Annotated in this window: 15 protein-coding genes; 13 read left to right on the forward strand and 2 right to left on the reverse strand. The window is 72.6% G+C overall.

Features of this window, described 5'->3' with window-relative positions; all coding sequences use genetic code 11:
• The first annotated feature begins 74 nt into the window (after positions 1 to 74).
• The 12 genes from FHR78_RS13935 (at position 75) to dapF (ending at position 12,067) form a co-directional block, all read left to right on the forward strand.
• On the forward strand, positions 75 to 1,073 hold the full coding sequence (locus FHR78_RS13935; protein ID WP_166761117.1) for a biotin/lipoyl-binding protein: 999 nt from the start codon (positions 75 to 77) through the stop codon (positions 1,071 to 1,073).
• Positions 1,073 to 1,816, forward strand: coding sequence for an ABC transporter ATP-binding protein (locus tag FHR78_RS13940; protein ID WP_166761118.1), 744 nt, complete (start codon positions 1,073 to 1,075; stop codon positions 1,814 to 1,816). Before FHR78_RS13935 ends, FHR78_RS13940 begins: the two co-directional genes overlap by 1 nt.
• Positions 1,813 to 3,042, forward strand: a complete 1,230-nt coding sequence (locus tag FHR78_RS13945; protein ID WP_166761119.1) for an ABC transporter permease — start codon at positions 1,813 to 1,815, stop codon at positions 3,040 to 3,042. The genes FHR78_RS13940 and FHR78_RS13945 overlap by 4 nt, the downstream gene beginning before the upstream one ends.
• A 76-nt stretch (positions 3,043 to 3,118) precedes the next feature.
• Positions 3,119 to 6,040 (forward strand): FtsK/SpoIIIE family DNA translocase, encoded by a 2,922-nt coding sequence (locus FHR78_RS13950; RefSeq protein ID WP_166761120.1) that lies wholly within the window; start codon positions 3,119 to 3,121, stop codon positions 6,038 to 6,040.
• A 13-nt stretch (positions 6,041 to 6,053) separates the two neighbouring features.
• A complete protein-coding gene (gene pgsA / locus FHR78_RS13955) occupies positions 6,054 to 6,683 on the forward strand; it encodes a CDP-diacylglycerol--glycerol-3-phosphate 3-phosphatidyltransferase (protein ID WP_166761201.1) in 630 nt (209 codons plus the stop codon).
• Positions 6,680 to 7,171, forward strand: a complete 492-nt coding sequence (locus tag FHR78_RS13960; RefSeq protein ID WP_166761121.1) for a nicotinamide-nucleotide amidohydrolase family protein — start codon at positions 6,680 to 6,682, stop codon at positions 7,169 to 7,171. The genes pgsA and FHR78_RS13960 overlap by 4 nt, the downstream gene beginning before the upstream one ends.
• 147 nt (positions 7,172 to 7,318) lie before the next feature.
• Positions 7,319 to 7,627, forward strand: a complete 309-nt coding sequence (locus FHR78_RS13965) for a helix-turn-helix domain-containing protein (RefSeq protein WP_166761122.1) — start codon at positions 7,319 to 7,321, stop codon at positions 7,625 to 7,627.
• Positions 7,628 to 7,729: 102 nt separating this feature from the next.
• Positions 7,730 to 7,954, forward strand: a complete 225-nt coding sequence (locus FHR78_RS13970; protein ID WP_166761123.1) for a DUF3046 domain-containing protein — start codon at positions 7,730 to 7,732, stop codon at positions 7,952 to 7,954.
• Between the two features lie 301 nt (positions 7,955 to 8,255).
• Positions 8,256 to 9,317 carry a recombinase RecA gene (recA, locus tag FHR78_RS13975; protein ID WP_166761124.1) on the forward strand — a complete coding sequence of 354 codons (1,062 nt, stop codon included), beginning with the start codon at positions 8,256 to 8,258 and terminating at the stop codon, positions 9,315 to 9,317.
• Positions 9,314 to 10,174: a regulatory protein RecX gene (locus FHR78_RS13980; protein ID WP_166761125.1), complete on the forward strand. Its 861-nt coding sequence runs from the start codon at positions 9,314 to 9,316 to the stop codon at positions 10,172 to 10,174. Before recA ends, FHR78_RS13980 begins: the two co-directional genes overlap by 4 nt.
• A 106-nt stretch (positions 10,175 to 10,280) precedes the next feature.
• The gene (gene miaA / locus FHR78_RS13985; protein ID WP_166761126.1) at positions 10,281 to 11,192 is read left to right on the forward strand and encodes a tRNA (adenosine(37)-N6)-dimethylallyltransferase MiaA; all 912 of its coding nucleotides are present in this window, start codon (positions 10,281 to 10,283) and stop codon (positions 11,190 to 11,192) included.
• Positions 11,189 to 12,067 (forward strand): diaminopimelate epimerase, encoded by an 879-nt coding sequence (gene dapF / locus FHR78_RS13990; RefSeq protein ID WP_166761127.1) that lies wholly within the window; start codon positions 11,189 to 11,191, stop codon positions 12,065 to 12,067. Before miaA ends, dapF begins: the two co-directional genes overlap by 4 nt.
• Here the strand turns inward: dapF and FHR78_RS13995 are convergent.
• Positions 12,064 to 12,687, reverse strand: a complete 624-nt coding sequence (locus tag FHR78_RS13995; protein WP_166761128.1) for a class I SAM-dependent methyltransferase — start codon at positions 12,685 to 12,687, stop codon at positions 12,064 to 12,066. The two genes, dapF and FHR78_RS13995, sit on opposite strands and share 4 nt — an antisense overlap.
• A gap of 81 nt (positions 12,688 to 12,768) precedes the next feature.
• Between FHR78_RS13995 and hflX the strand changes: the two genes are divergently transcribed.
• Positions 12,769 to 14,313, forward strand: a complete 1,545-nt coding sequence (gene hflX, locus FHR78_RS14000; RefSeq protein ID WP_166761129.1) for a GTPase HflX — start codon at positions 12,769 to 12,771, stop codon at positions 14,311 to 14,313.
• Between the two features lie 78 nt (positions 14,314 to 14,391).
• Here hflX and lexA read toward each other — a convergent pair whose 3' ends face one another.
• Complete coding sequence (gene lexA / locus FHR78_RS14005; protein ID WP_166761130.1) at positions 14,392 to 15,078, reverse strand: transcriptional repressor LexA; 687 nt, start codon at positions 15,076 to 15,078, stop codon at positions 14,392 to 14,394.
• Positions 15,079 to 15,214: the final 136 nt, after the last annotated feature.

A 15,214-nucleotide genomic window follows, 5' to 3' on the forward strand; every position in this document is an offset into this window, starting at 1 on the left:
GGCCTCCGTCGTCCTGCCGCTCCTAGGGTGTTGACGTTCCGTCCGTTGCTCCGAAGGGGGAGTCGCCCGTGCGCGTGGCCAAGACCTGGATCTTCCCGATCCTCCGCATCCTGATCTTCCTCGTGATCGCCGTCGCCCTCGTGAAGCTCGCGTTCTTCGCGGCACCCGACGCGGCCACCGGCTCCGTCGCCGTCCCGACCGGCGAGGCCGTCGAGCCCCAGGTCACGGTCGCGGTCGGCATCGTCACGAACGACGTGACGGTCGACGCCACGGTCCAGGCCGACGCGCCGTCCACGGTGCCGGCGACCCTCGCGGGCACCGTCGTGACGGTCTTCGTCGAGAAGGGCCAGGCCGTCGCGGCCGGCGACCAGATCGCGTCCCTCCGGTCCGAGACCCCGCAGGAGGCGCTCGTCTCGGCCGACGGCACGGTCACGGAGCGCGCCCCGATCGTCAAGACCGCCGTGGTCACGTCGCCCGCGGCGGGCACCGTCACCGAGCTCCCCGTCATCAAGGACCAGGCGGTCTCCGTGGGCGACGCCGTCGCGAAGGTGGCGCCTCCGACGTTCCACGTCACCGGGGCGCTGGCGGCCGACCAGCTGTACCGCCTCGTCAGCCGGCCGACCGAGGGGACCGCGTCGATCCAGGGCGGACCGGCCCCGTTCGCGTGCACCGGCCTCACCGTCGGCGGCGGCGGCGACGCGGCCGCCCCCGCCGAGGGCGACGTCTCGGCCTCGGGCGGCTCCGGCCAGTCCGTCACCTGCGCCGTGCCGGGCGACGTCACGGTGTTCGCGGGGCTGGCGACGAAGCTGACCATCCCCGCCGGCGTCGCGACCGACGTGCTCACCGTGCCCCTCACCGCCGTCGAGGGCGCCGCGGGCAAGGGCATCGTCACCGTGGTCGGCGCGGACGGCACGCAGGAGGAGCGCGAGATCACCCTCGGAATCAACGACGGCACCTCGGTCGAGGTCACCGGGGGCCTGGTCGAGGGCGACTCCGTCCTCGAGTTCGTGCCGGGCGCCGCGGCGCCGCAGGACGGCTGCGTCGACCCGACGACCGGCGAGGTCTACTGCTGATGGCGCTCATCAGGCTCGAGGGCGTCACGAAGACCGTGCCCCTCGCCGACGACGCGACCCTCGACATCCTCCGCGGGGTCGACCTCGTCGTCGACGAGGGCGAGCACGTGAGCATCGTCGGCCGGTCCGGCTCGGGCAAGTCGACCCTGCTGAACATCCTCGGGCTGATCGACGCCCCCACGACGGGCACGCACTTGTTCGGCGACGTCGACGTGAGCGGCATGCGCTCGGGCGCCCGTGACCGCCTCCGGGGCGAGCAGGTCGGGTTCATCTTCCAGCAGTTCAACCTGCTGCAGGGGCGCACGGCGCTCGAGAACGTCGTCACGCCGCTGCTCTACGCGCGGGGGCGCCGGTTCTGGCGACGACGGGCGATCGCCGCCGAGATGCTCGAGAAGGTCGGGCTGGGGCACCGCGTCGACTCGATGCCGCACCGGCTGTCCGGCGGCGAGCAGCAGCGCGTGGCCATCGCGCGCTCGCTGGTGCGCGACCCGCGCGTCATCCTCGCCGACGAGCCGACGGGCGCGCTCGACATCGAGACGGGGGCGACGGTCATGCGCCTCCTCGACGACATCTCGGCCGAGACGGGCGCGGCCCTCGTGACCATCACGCACGACCTGGCCGTCGCGAGCCTGGCGGCACGGCACTACTCGCTCGACGCCGGCGTCCTGTCCGCCGCCCGGGTGGGCGGGGCTCCCTCCGGGCCGTCCGCCCTCGTCCCCGCGGCCACGGGCGCGGCCTCGTGAACGGCGTGCTGTCCGGCGTCGTCGGGGCGCTCGTCGAGGCGTGGTCCGAGCTCCGCGTGAACAAGCTGCGGGTGCTGCTCAGCCTCGTCGGGGTGGCCGTGGCCGTCGCGGCCCTCACGGCCGTGGTGGGGCTCGGCAGCCTCGCCGAGCAGTCCACCCGCGAGTCGTCCGAGAGATCGGGCGGGCGCCCCGCCACCTACACCGTCTCGGCCTACAGCCAGGGGGCGACCGAGCTCGACCCCGCCCAGTTCGCCGACGAGTTCCGCTCGACCATGGCGCGCTACGACGTCTCGTGGTCCACCGAGAACCTGTACACGACGAGGTCGCTGCAGCTGCCCGTCGGGCTCACCGACGTCCAGGCCCAGATCGTCGATCCCGACTACGGCGAGATGCACCGCGTGTCGGTGCTCGACGGGTCGTGGTTCGTCGACGGCGACGAGCAGCGGATGGCCCCGGCGCTCGTCGTGAACGAGCCCCTGTGGGACCAGCTCGGCCGTCCGCCGGTCTCCGGCCACCCCACGGTGCAGCTGCGCGGCGGCGACTCGGTGACGGGGGTCGTCGTCGGCGTCACCGCCGCCCAGTACCCCGGGGAGGCGCCGGCGCTGTTCCTGCTGCCCTCGGACGACCGCGACCTCGTCCCCGCGTCGCAGGCGGGCTACGTCGAGACGCCGCAGTACGAGATGTGGCTGCCGCCGGAGTCGGGCGACGAGCTCAGCGGCATGGTCCAGGGCAACCTGGCGGCGGCGCTCGGCGACGAGGTGCAGGTCGACGTGAACCGGTCGGACTACGCGGCGTTCGCCGGCGACTCCGACCCGTTCCTGCCCGTGAAGCTGCTCGTGACGGGGGTCGGCGTGCTGGTGCTGCTGCTCGGCGGGCTCGGGCTCGTGAACATCGCCCTCGTCACGGTGCGGCAGCGCATCCGCGAGATCGGCGTCCGGCGCTCGTTCGGGGCCACGGCGCCGCGGGTGTTCTTCTCGGTGATGCTCGAGAGCGTCGCCGGCACGGTCGTGGCCGGGGTCGTGGGCGTCATGGTCGCCGTGCTCGTCGTCGAGAACGGCACGGTCCAGGGCTTCATCGCGCAGGGGTCTGTCGACGACCTGCCTCCGTTCCCGATCACTGCCGCGCTGGTGGGCCTGGGGTCGGCGACGCTCATCGGCGCCGTGGCGGGGGTCCTGCCGGCGCTCGTGGCCGTCAGGGTCAAGGTCATCGACGCGATCCGCTACTGAGGGCCAGCGCACCGCGGCCGTCCGCCGCGCCGACCGCCTCCGGTCGGCGTCGGCGGCGGACGGTAGCCTCGACGGCATGGCCACGCCCACCAAGTCGACCGCGCGCTCGCGCTCGGGCCGCGGCGCGTCCGCGGGGGCCTCGGCGACCCGCGGGGCGACGGCGGCCACCAAGAAGCTCCCCGCAGGCAAGCCGCCGGCGCCCGTCGACGAGGGGCCCGGCGTGCTCGCCTCGGCCTGGATGGGCCTCGCCCACCTCACCGGCGGCGCCTTCCGGCTGTTCGGCAGCGAGTCCCTCGACAGGGACGAACGCCGGGACGGCGTGCCCTTCCTGCTCGTCCTGCTCGCCGTCGCCGGCGCGGTCGTCGAGTGGCTCAACCCGACGAGCCCCGTCGCCGTCGGCTTCGACGCCTACACGTTCGGCGGTCTCGTCGGCCGTGTCGCCTACGCCCTGCCGGTCATCATGGTGCTCTTCGCCGGCTGGCTGTTCCGGCACCCGGCGTCGGTGCACGACAACACGCGCATCGGCATCGGGCTGGGCCTGATGATCGTCTCGATCAGCGCTCTCTGCCACATCTACGGCGGGCAGCCGCAGGCCGTCGAGGGCATGCGCGCCCTCGCGACGGGCGGCGGCGTGCTCGGCTGGCTCGTCGCCTCCTGGCTCGTGGCGCTCGCGACCGAGTGGGTGGCCGTGCCCGTCGTGGTCGTGCTGCTCGCGCTGTCCCTGCTGATCATGACCAAGACGCCGCCGAACCGCATCGGCCACCGTCTCGGCGACCTCTACCGGTGGCTGTTCGGCGAGACCACCGCCGACGCCTCCGCCGCGGCGGGCACGGCCGAGGTCGACGGCGACGCCGCCGACGCGCTGCCGTGGTGGCGCCGCACCAAGAGCGGCCGCGAAGAAGAGCCCGCCTACGACACCCCCGTCCTCACCCAGAGCGGCGCCGAGGGCGACGGGGCCGACCGCCGTGGTCGCGCCTCCCGTCGACGTGGTGCCGCCGGCCCCGTGTTCGTCGACCACGGGGCGACCCTCGGGGCGGACGAGCCTGCCCCCGGGGCGGCGTCGGACGCCCCGACCGACGTGTTCCAGAACGACCTGCTGCACGACCTCGACGCCGCCGAAGATGCGGTGCGCTCGTTCGGCATCGACGTGCCGCTGCACGACGACGAGCCGGCCCCCACGACGTCGGCCGCGGCCGCCGCCGGTGCCGGTGCCGGTGTCGGCGGCGCGACGGCGGCCACCACCGTCCTCCCGACCGTGCCGGCGACCACGTCCGCCGCCGCGCCCGGCGAGAGCGACGTCGCCGCCGACTTCCTCGCGGTCGACGACGACGAGCCCGCCCCGCCCTCGCTCGACGACGTCGACGACTCGCCCGCCGCCCCGTACCGCCTGCCGGCGGCGTCGACGCTCAGCGTCGGACCCCCGGCGAAGGCCCGCAGCGAGGCCAACGACGAGATCGTCCGCTCCATCACCGAGGTCCTCCGTCAGTTCTCGGTCGACGCCAAGGTCGTCGGCTTCAGCCGCGGCCCGACGGTCACGCGCTACGAGATCGAGCTCGGTCCGGGCGTCAAGGTCGAGAAGGTCACGGCCCTCAGCAAGAACCTGTCGTACGCCGTCGCCTCGAACGAGGTGCGGATACTCTCGCCCATCCCGGGCAAGAGCGCCATCGGCGTCGAGATCCCGAACACCGACCGCGAGATCGTGTCGCTCGGCGACGTGCTGCGGTCGACGGCCGCGGCCAAGAGCGTGCACCCGATGACGATCGGCGTCGGCAAGGACGTCGAGGGCGGGTACGTCGTGGCGAACCTCGCCAAGATGCCGCACCTCCTCGTCGCCGGCGCGACGGGCTCGGGCAAGTCCAGCTTCGTGAACTCGATGATCACCTCGCTGCTGATGCGGGCCAAGCCGACCGACGTGCGCATGGTGCTCATCGACCCGAAGCGGGTCGAGCTGTCGATCTACGCCGGGGTGCCGCACCTCATCACGCCCATCATCACGAACCCCAAGAAGGCCGCCGAGGCGCTGCAGTGGGTCGTGAAGGAGATGGACATGAGGTACGACGACCTCGCCAGCTTCGGCTTCCGGCACATCGACGACTTCAACCGCGCCGTCGTGAACGACGAGATCGTGCTGCCGGCGGGCAGCGCACGGTCGCTCAAGCCGTACCCGTACCTGCTCGTGGTCGTCGACGAGCTCGCCGACCTCATGATGGTGGCGCCGCGCGACGTCGAGGACAGCATCGTGCGCATCACCCAGCTCGCCCGGGCCTCGGGAATCCACCTCGTGCTGGCGACGCAGCGGCCCTCGGTCGACGTCGTCACCGGGCTCATCAAGGCCAACGTGCCCTCCCGGTTCGCCTTCGCCGTCTCGAGCGTCACCGACTCCCGGGTCATCCTCGACCAGCCGGGCGCCGACAAGCTCATCGGCCAGGGCGACGGGCTCTTCCTGCCGATGGGCGCCTCCAAGGCCATGCGCGTGCAGGGCGCCTGGGTGCAGGAGAGCGAGGTCGCGCAGGTGGTCGCGCACGTGACCCGGCAGGCTCGTCCCGACTACCGCCCCGACGTCGCGGCCGTGGTCGAGAAGAAAGAGATCGACGGCGACATCGGCGACGACCTCGAGCTGCTGCTCGCGGCGGCCGAGCTCGTCGTCAGCACGCAGTTCGGCTCGACGTCGATGCTCCAGCGCAAGCTGCGGGTGGGCTTCGCCAAGGCGGGCCGGCTCATGGACCTCATGGAGTCGCGCGACATCGTGGGCCCCTCCGAGGGCTCGAAGGCGCGCGACGTGCTCGTGACGAACGAGCAGCTGCCCGGCGTGCTGGCCAAGCTGCGGGGGATGGGCGACGAGCTGCCCCGGGGCGGGGCGGGCGCCTCCTCGGCTCCGTCGGCGCTCGGCGCCGGCGACTACGGCGACGACCCCGTCGCCGACATGACACGGGGCTACGACGAGGTCGACGGCGACGAGGGGTCGGACGACGCCTGGGGCCTGACCGGCAGGGACTGACGTGACCGACGAGATGACCCCCGACACCCCGCGCCCGGCGACGTTCCCCTGGCGGGGACGCTTCGCGAGCCGTGGCCCGGGCCCGGCGAGCACGGCGAACATCGCCAACGTGATCACGGTGGTGCGCATCCTCATGGCGCCGCTCTTCATCGCGTGGCTGCTCGTCGACGACGGCGCCGGCGGGCCGTTGCGCATCGCCGCGGCCGTGCTCTTCGTCGTCGCGATCCTCACCGACAGCCTGGACGGCATGCTCGCCCGCGGCCTCGACCTCGTCACGGACTTCGGCAAGATCGTCGACCCGATCGCCGACAAGGTGCTCGTGGGGGGCGCCCTCGTGGGGCTCTCGATCCTCGGCGAGCTGCCCTGGTGGGTGACGGCCCTGATCCTCGTCCGCGAGGTCGGCATCACGGTGTACCGCTTCGTCGTCATCCGCAACCGGGTCATCCCGGCCTCGCGCGGCGGCAAGCTCAAGACGGTGCTGCAAGCCGTCGCCGTCACCCTGGCGCTGTTCCCCCTGTGGGTCCCGCTCGGCGACTGGGTGCACGGGCTGAACACCGTCGTCATGACCGCCGCGGTCGTCGCCACCCTCGTCTCGGGTGCCGACTACCTGCGGGTCGCCCTGCGGCACTCCCGCACCTCGTGACCACGGCGTCCGAGGTCGTGCGCGAGCTCGACCGACAGGGGCTGACGGTGGCCGTCGCCGAGTCGTTGACGGGCGGGTTGCTCGTCGCCGAGCTCATCTCCGTGCCCGGCGCCTCCGCCGTCGTCGCCGGGGGAGTGGTGGCCTACCAGACGCCCCTCAAGCACCAGCTGCTCGACGTCCCCGCGTCCCTGCTCGCGGCCCGGGGCGCGGTCGACCCCGACGTGGCGACCGCCATGGCCGTGGGCGTGCGCTCGGCCCTCGCGGTCGAGGGGCGTGCGGCCGACGTCGGCGTCGCGACCACCGGGGTCGCGGGTCCCGACCCGCAGGACGGCCACGACCCGGGCACGGTGTACGTCGCCCTGAGCGCAGGAGGCGCCACCCGCGTCACGAGGCTCGCCCTCGAGGGCGACCGTGCGGCCATCCGTTCGGCCACGGTCTCCGAATCACTGTCGATGCTGCACGACTGGCTCACGGGGCCCCGGGAATAGCCGGGGTTTCGGTCTCGTTACATCTGCCGGGTTCACAAGTGCCACACAGAGCCAGCTGGCTACAGTGGCACCCAGCTCGTCAGCAGTGCTCCCCACCCACCCCCTGCATCCCGTCATGGTGGGTTGTCCGATCGCAAGGAGGGTCCCATGGTTCTGGTCCGTCAAGAAATCGGCGACGTCCTCCGCGACTTCCGTCTGCAGAAGGGCCGCACGCTGCGGCAGGTCGCCAGCAAGGCCAGCGTCGCGCTGGGCTACCTCAGCGAGGTCGAGCGCGGTCAGAAAGAGGCGAGCTCCGAGATCCTGGCCTCCGTCGCCGAGGCGCTCGAGACGCCCATCTCCGTCATCATGCGCGAGGTCGGCGACCGCATGGCCGTGATCGAGGGCCTGAACCCGATCCCCGACACGCTGCCCGACGAGATGGTCGCCGAGTTCGACACCGACCTGATCGCCCGCTGAGGCACGGTCCGACGTCACCGCTCCGGCGGGCGTCGGGCCCGCCCGATCCAGACGCCCCCGTCACGCGACGGGGGCGTCTCGTCGTCCGGGTACCCTCGGGTGATGCGCAAGAGCGAGTTCCGCAGGGCCGTCGACGACGAGTTCGGCGAGGCGTACGGCCGCGTCGTCACGCGGGACCTCGTCCTGTCCACCCTGGGAGACCGCACCGCCGACGAGGCCCTGGGCGGCGGCGTACCGCCCCGGGACGTCTGGCTGGCCCTGTGCGAGGCCGAGGGCGTGCCCGTGGCGCGACGCCACGGCGTGGGCCTGCCCGAGCCGCGACGCTGAGGCGCGGCGCCCAGCCGAGAGCGAGTCGGCGATCACGCGTTCGACACGCCGTCGCATGTGTTCGAACGTGCGTTCGGAAGAGTGGTAGCTTCCTCCACACGGGCGTCGTCGTCCGGATGCTCCACAGCTGATCGGCCGTCCTCCTCCGGATGTCGGTGGTCGGTCGTAGCGTCCTCCCAACGACGTTCCACCGCTCCCGCACCTGCGGGGGCACCTGCCTTGTCGTCGAGACCGCCGCCCCCGGGCCGAGCGCGACGCGACAGCCTACAGGCGCACGGACATCAACCACGAAGGAGTCACCATGCCCTCAGCAGAGAACCGCGAGAAGGCCCTCGAGACCGCGCTCGCGCAGATCGACCGACAGTTCGGCAAGGGCGCCGTCATGCGCCTCGGCAGCGACGACCGCGCCCCCGTGGCGGTCATCCCCACCGGCTCCATCGCGCTCGACGTCGCCCTCGGCATCGGGGGCATCCCGCGTGGCCGCATCGTCGAGATCTACGGCCCCGAGTCGTCGGGAAAGACGACCCTCACCCTGCACGCCATCGCGAACGCGCAGCGCAACGGCGGCATCGCGGCCTTCATCGACGCCGAGCACGCCCTCGACCCCGAGTACGCGAAGAAGCTCGGCGTCGACATCGACGCCCTGCTCGTGTCGCAGCCCGACACCGGCGAGCAGGCGCTCGAGATCGCCGACATGCTCGTCCGCTCCGGGTCCATCGACCTCGTGGTCATCGACTCCGTGGCCGCGCTCGTGCCCCGTGCCGAGATCGAGGGCGAGATGGGCGACTCGCACGTCGGTCTGCAGGCCCGGCTGATGTCGCAGGCCCTCCGCAAGCTCACCGGTGGCCTCAACCAGACCGGCACCACGATGATCTTCATCAACCAGCTGCGCGAGAAGATCGGCGTGTTCTTCGGCAGCCCCGAGACCACCGCCGGCGGCAAGGCGCTCAAGTTCTACGCCTCGGTGCGCCTCGACATCCGCCGCATCGAGACCCTGAAAGACGGCACGGACGCGGTGGGCAACCGGACCCGGGTCAAGGTCGTCAAGAACAAGATGGCGCCGCCCTTCAAGCAGGCCGAGTTCGACATCCTCTACGGCGTGGGCATCAGCCGTGAGGGCAGCCTGATCGACTTCGGCGTCGAGCACGGCATCGTCCGCAAGTCGGGCGCCTGGTACACGTACGAGGGCGACCAGCTCGGCCAGGGCAAGGAGAACTCGCGCAACTTCCTGATCAAGAACGCGGCCGTCGCACAAGAGATCGAGCAGAAGATCCTGGCGAAGCTCGGCGTCGGCGGGGCCAAGCCCGTCGAGGCCCCGGTCGAGTCCATCGAGGCGAAGATCGCCGCCCGCAAGGGCGCATGACCTCGCGCGACGAGCAGGCCGGCGACGACCTGGCTCCCGTGACGCCGCTCTTCGGCGTCCGCGGGGCCAGGCCGCACCGCAACGGTCCTCCCTCGGCCGACCACCCGTCGCAGGGTGCGGGCCGGCAGGACACGTCGGCCAGCGGTGCGTCCGGAAGCGGTGCGCCCGGCAGCCCTTCGCCCGACCGGGACGTCGACGGCGAGGCTCGCCGTACGGTCGTCGATCCTCCGGCAGGCGGGGACGCCGTGGCCGAGACGGCGGCCGCGTTGTCCGCCATCAGCGGGCACTGGTCGGGTGACCAGGGGCACGGTCGTCAGGTCACCGACGACGACGACGGTGACGACGAGCCCCCGGAGGACCTCGAGGCACAGCGCACGCGTGCCGAGAACGTCAGCCTGCACGCCCTGAGCCGTCGGGGCGTCTCGTCCTCCGAGATGGCGTCGCTGCTCGCCTCGCGCGACCTCGATCCCGAGGTGGTCGCCGACGAGGTCTCGCGCCTCGAGGGCGTCGGCCTCTTGAACGACCGCGAGCTCGCCGAGAACCTCGTCCAGGCGAAGCAGGAGCGAAAGGGGCTCGGTCGGGGCGCCGTCACGAGCGAGCTCCGCTCGCGCGGCATCGACGCGGCCGTCGTCGAGTCGGTGCTCGCCGAGACGGACGACGCCGACGAACAGGCCCGGGCCGACGAATGGGCACGCAAGCGGGCGACGTCCCTCCGTGGCCTCGACCGTGCGACGGCAGAGCGTCGCCTCAACGGCTACCTGATGCGTCGAGGCTACCGTTCCGAGACCGTGCGCCGGGCCGTCGAGAAGGCCCTGCCACGGGGCGGCAGCAGCCGAGGCGGCGTCCGGTTCGAGTGACCACCCGCCCTACACTGGGGCACCATGTCCACCCAGCCGGTCGCCTCCGCCGCGTCGACCGTCGGGACGCGCGGGGGCGTCCTGGCGACGTCCCGGGGCGCCTGACGTGCTGACCGCCGTCGTCGGGTCCACCGGCACCGGCAAGTCGGCCCTCGCGCTCGACCTCGCCGAACGTCTCCGGCAGTCCGGGCGGCCGGCCGAGATCGTCAACGCCGACGCGATGCAGCTCTACCGGGGCATGGACATCGGCACGGCCAAGGTGCCCGAGCACGAGCGTCGGGGCATCCCGCACCACCTGTTCGACGTGCTCGACGTCACCGACGAGGCCAGCGTCGAGTGGTACCAGGCACGGGCCCGTGCGGTCATCGACGAGGTGTCCGCCCGGGGTGCCGTCCCGCTGCTCGTCGGCGGCTCGGGTCTCTACGTCTCGAGCGTGCTCTTCGACTTCCGGTTCCCCGGAACGGACGCCGACGTGCGACGCCGCTTCGAAGAGCTGGCCGAGCGCTCCGGCCCGGGCGCGCTGCACGCTCTGCTGGCCCGCACCGATCCGGTGGCTGCCGAGCGGATCGGGCCGCACAACGCGCGGCGGCTCGTCCGGGCCCTCGAGGTGGGCGAGATCACGGGCGAGCCGTTCTCGGCAGCCCTGCCCGACGAGGCCGTCCGGTGGCGCCCCTCCTCGATCGTGGGCGTGTCCGAAGAGCGAGCCGTGCTCGTCGACCGGCTCGACGACCGCGTCCGCCGCATGTGGGCCGACGGCCTCGTCGACGAGGTCCGTGAGCTGCTGCCGCGTGGGCTCGCCCGCGGCGTGACCGCGTCCCGTGCCATCGGCTACGCCCAGGCCGCCGCGCAGCTGAGGGGCGATCTCGACGAGGAGTCCGCGATCGTCGAGACTCAGGCCCTCACCCGGCGCTACGCACGCCGCCAGGTCAGCTGGTTCAAGCGCTACCACGGCGTCGACTGGTCGTCGACGGGCGACCCGGAGGCCGTCGAGCGAGCCCTCGCTAGACTCCTGGCGTGACCACCACGCTCCAGTTCACCAAGGGACAGGGCACCGGGAACGACTTCGTGTTGTTCACGGACGCCGACGGCGAGACCGACCTCGACGGCGTCGCCGTCCGGGCACTGACCGACCGCCGCTTCGGCGTGGGCGGCGACGGCGTCATCCGTGCCGTCCGGTCGGCCGCTCTGCCGGCCGGGGCGGCGGCCCTGGCCGACGACGCGACCGCGGAGTGGTTCATGGACTACCGCAACGCCGACGGCAGCGTGGCAGAGATGTGCGGCAACGGCGTCCGCGTCTTCGCCCGCTACCTGACCGAGCGCGGCCTCGTCGAGCTCGCCGAGGGCGAGACCCTGGCCGTGGGCACTCGGGCCGGCGTGCGTCGCGTGCAGCGGGACGGCTCCGGCTTCCGGGTCGATCTCGGCGTGTGGTCGCTGGGCGACGGCGAGCCCACCGTCCGGGCACGTGAGCTCCACGCCGCCCGCCCGGGGCTGTCGATCTCGGTCGGCAACCCGCACGTCGTCGTCGCGCTCGCGTCGGACGACGAGCTCGACGGCCTCGACCTCACCTGGGTCCCCGTGCTCGACCCGGCGCCCGAGGCCGGTGCCAACGTCGAGTTCGTGGTGCCGTCCGACCCGCTGGTGGTCGACGGTGTGGGCCACATCAGGATGCGCGTCCACGAGCGGGGCAGCGGCGAGACCCTGTCCTGTGGCACGGGAGCGGCCGCGGCCGCCCTCGCCGTCCGGCACTGGGCCGGGCCCGGGGCGCCTCTCGACTGGTGGGTCGCGGTGCCCGGCGGCGTGCTGGGCGTCCACGTCTCCGCGGGCGACGACGGCGAGCACGTGTCGCTGAGCGGCCCGGCCGAGCTCGTCTACAGCGGGGCGCTGGCCCTCTAGGCGTCCACGGGGGAGGCGCGCCGGGCCCGCAGCACGCGGTACCCCTTGCTGGTCGACGCCCGCTCGACGGTCACGGCGTCCGCCATGGTCGTGTTCATCCAGGCCTGCAGCGAGTCGGAGCCGAGGTTCTTCTGCACGACGAGCCAGGCGTCGGAACCGGGCTCGAGGCGCGGCAGCCAGGTCTGCAGGATGCCGTGCAGCACCTCCTTGCCGACCCGGATGGGCGGGTTCGACCAGATCGTTGCGAACCGCAGCCCGTCGGGAACACCGTCGGGCGTCACGGCGTTGACGTTGACGAGGCCCGCGGCCCGTGCGTTCTCCCGCACGAGGTCGAGGACCCTCTCGTTCACGTCGACGGCCCACACCGTCGCGTCGGGTGACGACAACGCGAGGCTCAGTGTGATGGGGCCCCACCCGCACCCGACGTCCAACAGGTCGCCCGTCGCGGGCGGCGGCGGCACCTCGCCGAGCAGGACGGCGGTCCCCGGGTCGACCCGTTCGGGGCTGAAGACCCCCGACGCCGTCGTGAGCGACAGCTGGCGACCCGCGAGGGTCGCCGTGATCGTCCGTCGACGCAGCTCGCTCTCCGGGTTCGGGGAGAAGTAGTGGTCGCTGGCCATGGACGACAACCTACCGAACATCACCCGCCTGGCCCTCCGCGGCCCAGGTCCGACCCCCTCCGGAGGGCTAGTATCACTTCGATGACAGACACCCCGACGACCCCGCTCGACGACGAGCGCGACGGGCGGCACGACGACGACGTCGTCGCACGCGTCCTGGACCGTGCGGCGTCCCGGGCGTCCGCGTACACGATCTTCTCGCCGGCCCAGGCCATCCAGACCCGGTCGCTCGACGGCACGGGCGACGGCGAGCAGTACGACAGGGAGGACCGGGCGGCGCTGCGGCGCGTGGCCGGTCTCTCCACCGAGCTCGAGGACGTCACCGAGGTCGAGTACCGACAGCTGAGGCTCGAGAACGTCGTGCTCATCGGCGTGTGGTCGCAGGGGTCCCTCTCCGACGCCGAGAACTCGCTCCGCGAGCTCGCCGCCCTGGCCGAGACCGCGGGGGCCTCCGTGCTCGACGGGCTCCTGCAGCGGCGCCCGAACCCCGACCCCAGCACGTACCTCGGCAAGGGCAAGGCCGAAGAGCTGCGGCAGACCGTCGCCGCCCTCGGTGCCGACACCGTCATCGCCGACACCGAGCTCGCGCCGAGCCAGCGTCGTGCGCTGGAGGACGTCGTCAAGGTGAAGGTCATCGACCGGACGGCCGTGATCCTCGACATCTTCAGCCAGCACGCCAAGAGCCGGGAGGGCAAGGCCCAGGTCGAGCTCGCCCAGCTCGAGTACCTGCTGCCGCGCCTCCGCGGCTGGGGCGAGTCCATGTCCCGCCAGGCCGGCGGCCAGGTCGGCGGCGCCGGCGCCGGCATGGGCAGCAGGGGGCCCGGCGAGACCAAGATCGAGCTCGATCGTCGTCGCATCCACACGCGCATGGCCCGTCTGCGTCGGCAGATCAAGGAGATGAAGCCGGCGCGCGACGCGAAGCGCGCGAACCGCGACCGCAACGAGGTGCCGTCGGTGGCCATCGCCGGCTACACGAACGCCGGCAAGTCGAGCCTGCTGAACCGCCTGACGAGCGCGGGCGTCCTGGTCGAGAACGCGCTGTTCGCCACCCTCGACGCCACGGTGCGCAAGAGCGCCACGGCCGACGGCCGTCCGTTCACCTACGCCGACACCGTCGGGTTCGTCCGCAACCTGCCGCACCAGCTGGTCGAGGCGTTCCGCTCCACCCTCGAAGAGGTCGCCGGCTCGGACGTCATCGTGCACGTCGTCGACGGTTCGCACCCCGATCCCGCTGCCCAGCTCGCCACGGTCCGCGAGGTCGTCGGCGAGGTCGACGGGCGGGACATCCCCGAGGTCGTCGTCTTCAACAAGAGCGACCTCGTCGACGACGGCCAGCGGCTCGTGCTGCGGGGCCTCGAGCCCACGGCCGTCTTCGTGTCGGCCCGCACCGGCGAGGGCATCGACGAGCTGCTCGAGCGGCTGGCGGGCCTGCTGCCCGAGCCCGAGGTCGAGCTCGACCTGCTCGTGCCCTACGACCGCGGCGACGTGGTCTCGCACCTGCACGAGGCAGGACGCGTCCTCACCACCGACTACGACGAGCGCGGCACTCGCGTCCACGCCCGCGTCTACCCGAGCGACGTCGCCGCCCTGTCGCCGTTCGTGCAGGCGGAGACCGCCGCGTCCTGACCGTCGCCGGGTCGACCGCACGACGAAGCGCCTCCTCCCCGACCGGGGCAGGAGGCGCTTCGTCGTGCGCGGGACGCATCAGACCGAGCGCAGCACCGCGACCACCTTGCCGAGGATCTGGGCGTGGTCGCCGACGATGGGCTCGAAGGCGCTGTTGCGGGGGAGCAGCCAGGTGTGGCCGTCGCGCTGGCGGAAGACCTTGACCGTGGCCTCGTCGTCGAGCATGGCCGCGACGATGTCGCCGTTCTCGGCGTCCTGCTGCTGCCGCACGACGACCCAGTCGCCGTCGCAGATCGCCGCGTCGATCATCGACTCGCCGACGACGCGGAGCATGAAGAGCTCGCCCTTGCCCACGAGCTGACGGGGCAGCGGCATGACGTCCTCGACCTGCTGCTCGGCCGTGATGGGGATGCCCGCGGCGATCCGGCCGACCATGGGCACGTGCGCCGTGTCGCCGTCGTCGCTGGTCGAGAGGATGTTCGTGACCGGGGCTGCCGGCGCCGGGTCGCCGAGCACCTCGAGGGCGCGGGGGCGGTTCGGGTCGCGGCGGATGCGGCCGGCGAGCTCGAGCTGGTTGAGCTGGTGCGTCACGCTCGACAGCGACTTCAGGCCGACCGCGTCGCCGATCTCGCGCATGCTCGGCGGGTAGCCGAACTGCGCGATGCTCGCCTGGATCGCGGTGAGGATCGAGTCCTGCTTGGCGGTGAGCGCCTTGCGCGGGGGCGTCGCCGGGGCGGTCGCGGTGGCGCTCTGCCGGTCGGTCATGTCTCTCCTGCCGTCGATGTCGGTGGTCGCTGGTGTACTCGCACCACCGAGGGCGAATCTAGCGGATCATGGGCTCCTGGCGAGACACATGTTCGAGTGTGTCGCCGCTTTCCTGCTGAGATGTTCGAACGAACTG

The sequence above is a fragment of the Frigoribacterium faeni genome, assembly GCF_011761235.1.
Lineage (GTDB): Bacteria > Actinomycetota > Actinomycetes > Actinomycetales > Microbacteriaceae > Frigoribacterium > Frigoribacterium faeni_A.

What these genes read in the sequence shown, in the direction of transcription:
- FHR78_RS13940 (WP_166761118.1), top strand. Translation starts at nt 1,073, where the DNA reads ATGGCGCTCATCAGGCTCGAGGGCGTCACGAAGACCGTGCCCCTCGCC.
- FHR78_RS13950 (WP_166761120.1), top strand. Translation starts at nt 3,119, where the DNA reads ATGGCCACGCCCACCAAGTCGACCGCGCGCTCGCGCTCGGGCCGCGGC.
- pgsA (WP_166761201.1), top strand. Translation starts at nt 6,054, where the DNA reads ATGACCCCCGACACCCCGCGCCCGGCGACGTTCCCCTGGCGGGGACGC.
- FHR78_RS13965 (WP_166761122.1), top strand. Translation starts at nt 7,319, where the DNA reads ATGGTTCTGGTCCGTCAAGAAATCGGCGACGTCCTCCGCGACTTCCGT.
- FHR78_RS13970 (WP_166761123.1), top strand. Translation starts at nt 7,730, where the DNA reads ATGCGCAAGAGCGAGTTCCGCAGGGCCGTCGACGACGAGTTCGGCGAG.
- recA (WP_166761124.1), top strand. Translation starts at nt 8,256, where the DNA reads ATGCCCTCAGCAGAGAACCGCGAGAAGGCCCTCGAGACCGCGCTCGCG.
- FHR78_RS13980 (WP_166761125.1), top strand. Translation starts at nt 9,314, where the DNA reads ATGACCTCGCGCGACGAGCAGGCCGGCGACGACCTGGCTCCCGTGACG.
- FHR78_RS13995 (WP_166761128.1), bottom strand. Translation starts at nt 12,687, where the DNA reads ATGGCCAGCGACCACTACTTCTCCCCGAACCCGGAGAGCGAGCTGCGT.
- hflX (WP_166761129.1), top strand. Translation starts at nt 12,769, where the DNA reads ATGACAGACACCCCGACGACCCCGCTCGACGACGAGCGCGACGGGCGG.
- lexA (WP_166761130.1), bottom strand. Translation starts at nt 15,078, where the DNA reads ATGACCGACCGGCAGAGCGCCACCGCGACCGCCCCGGCGACGCCCCCG.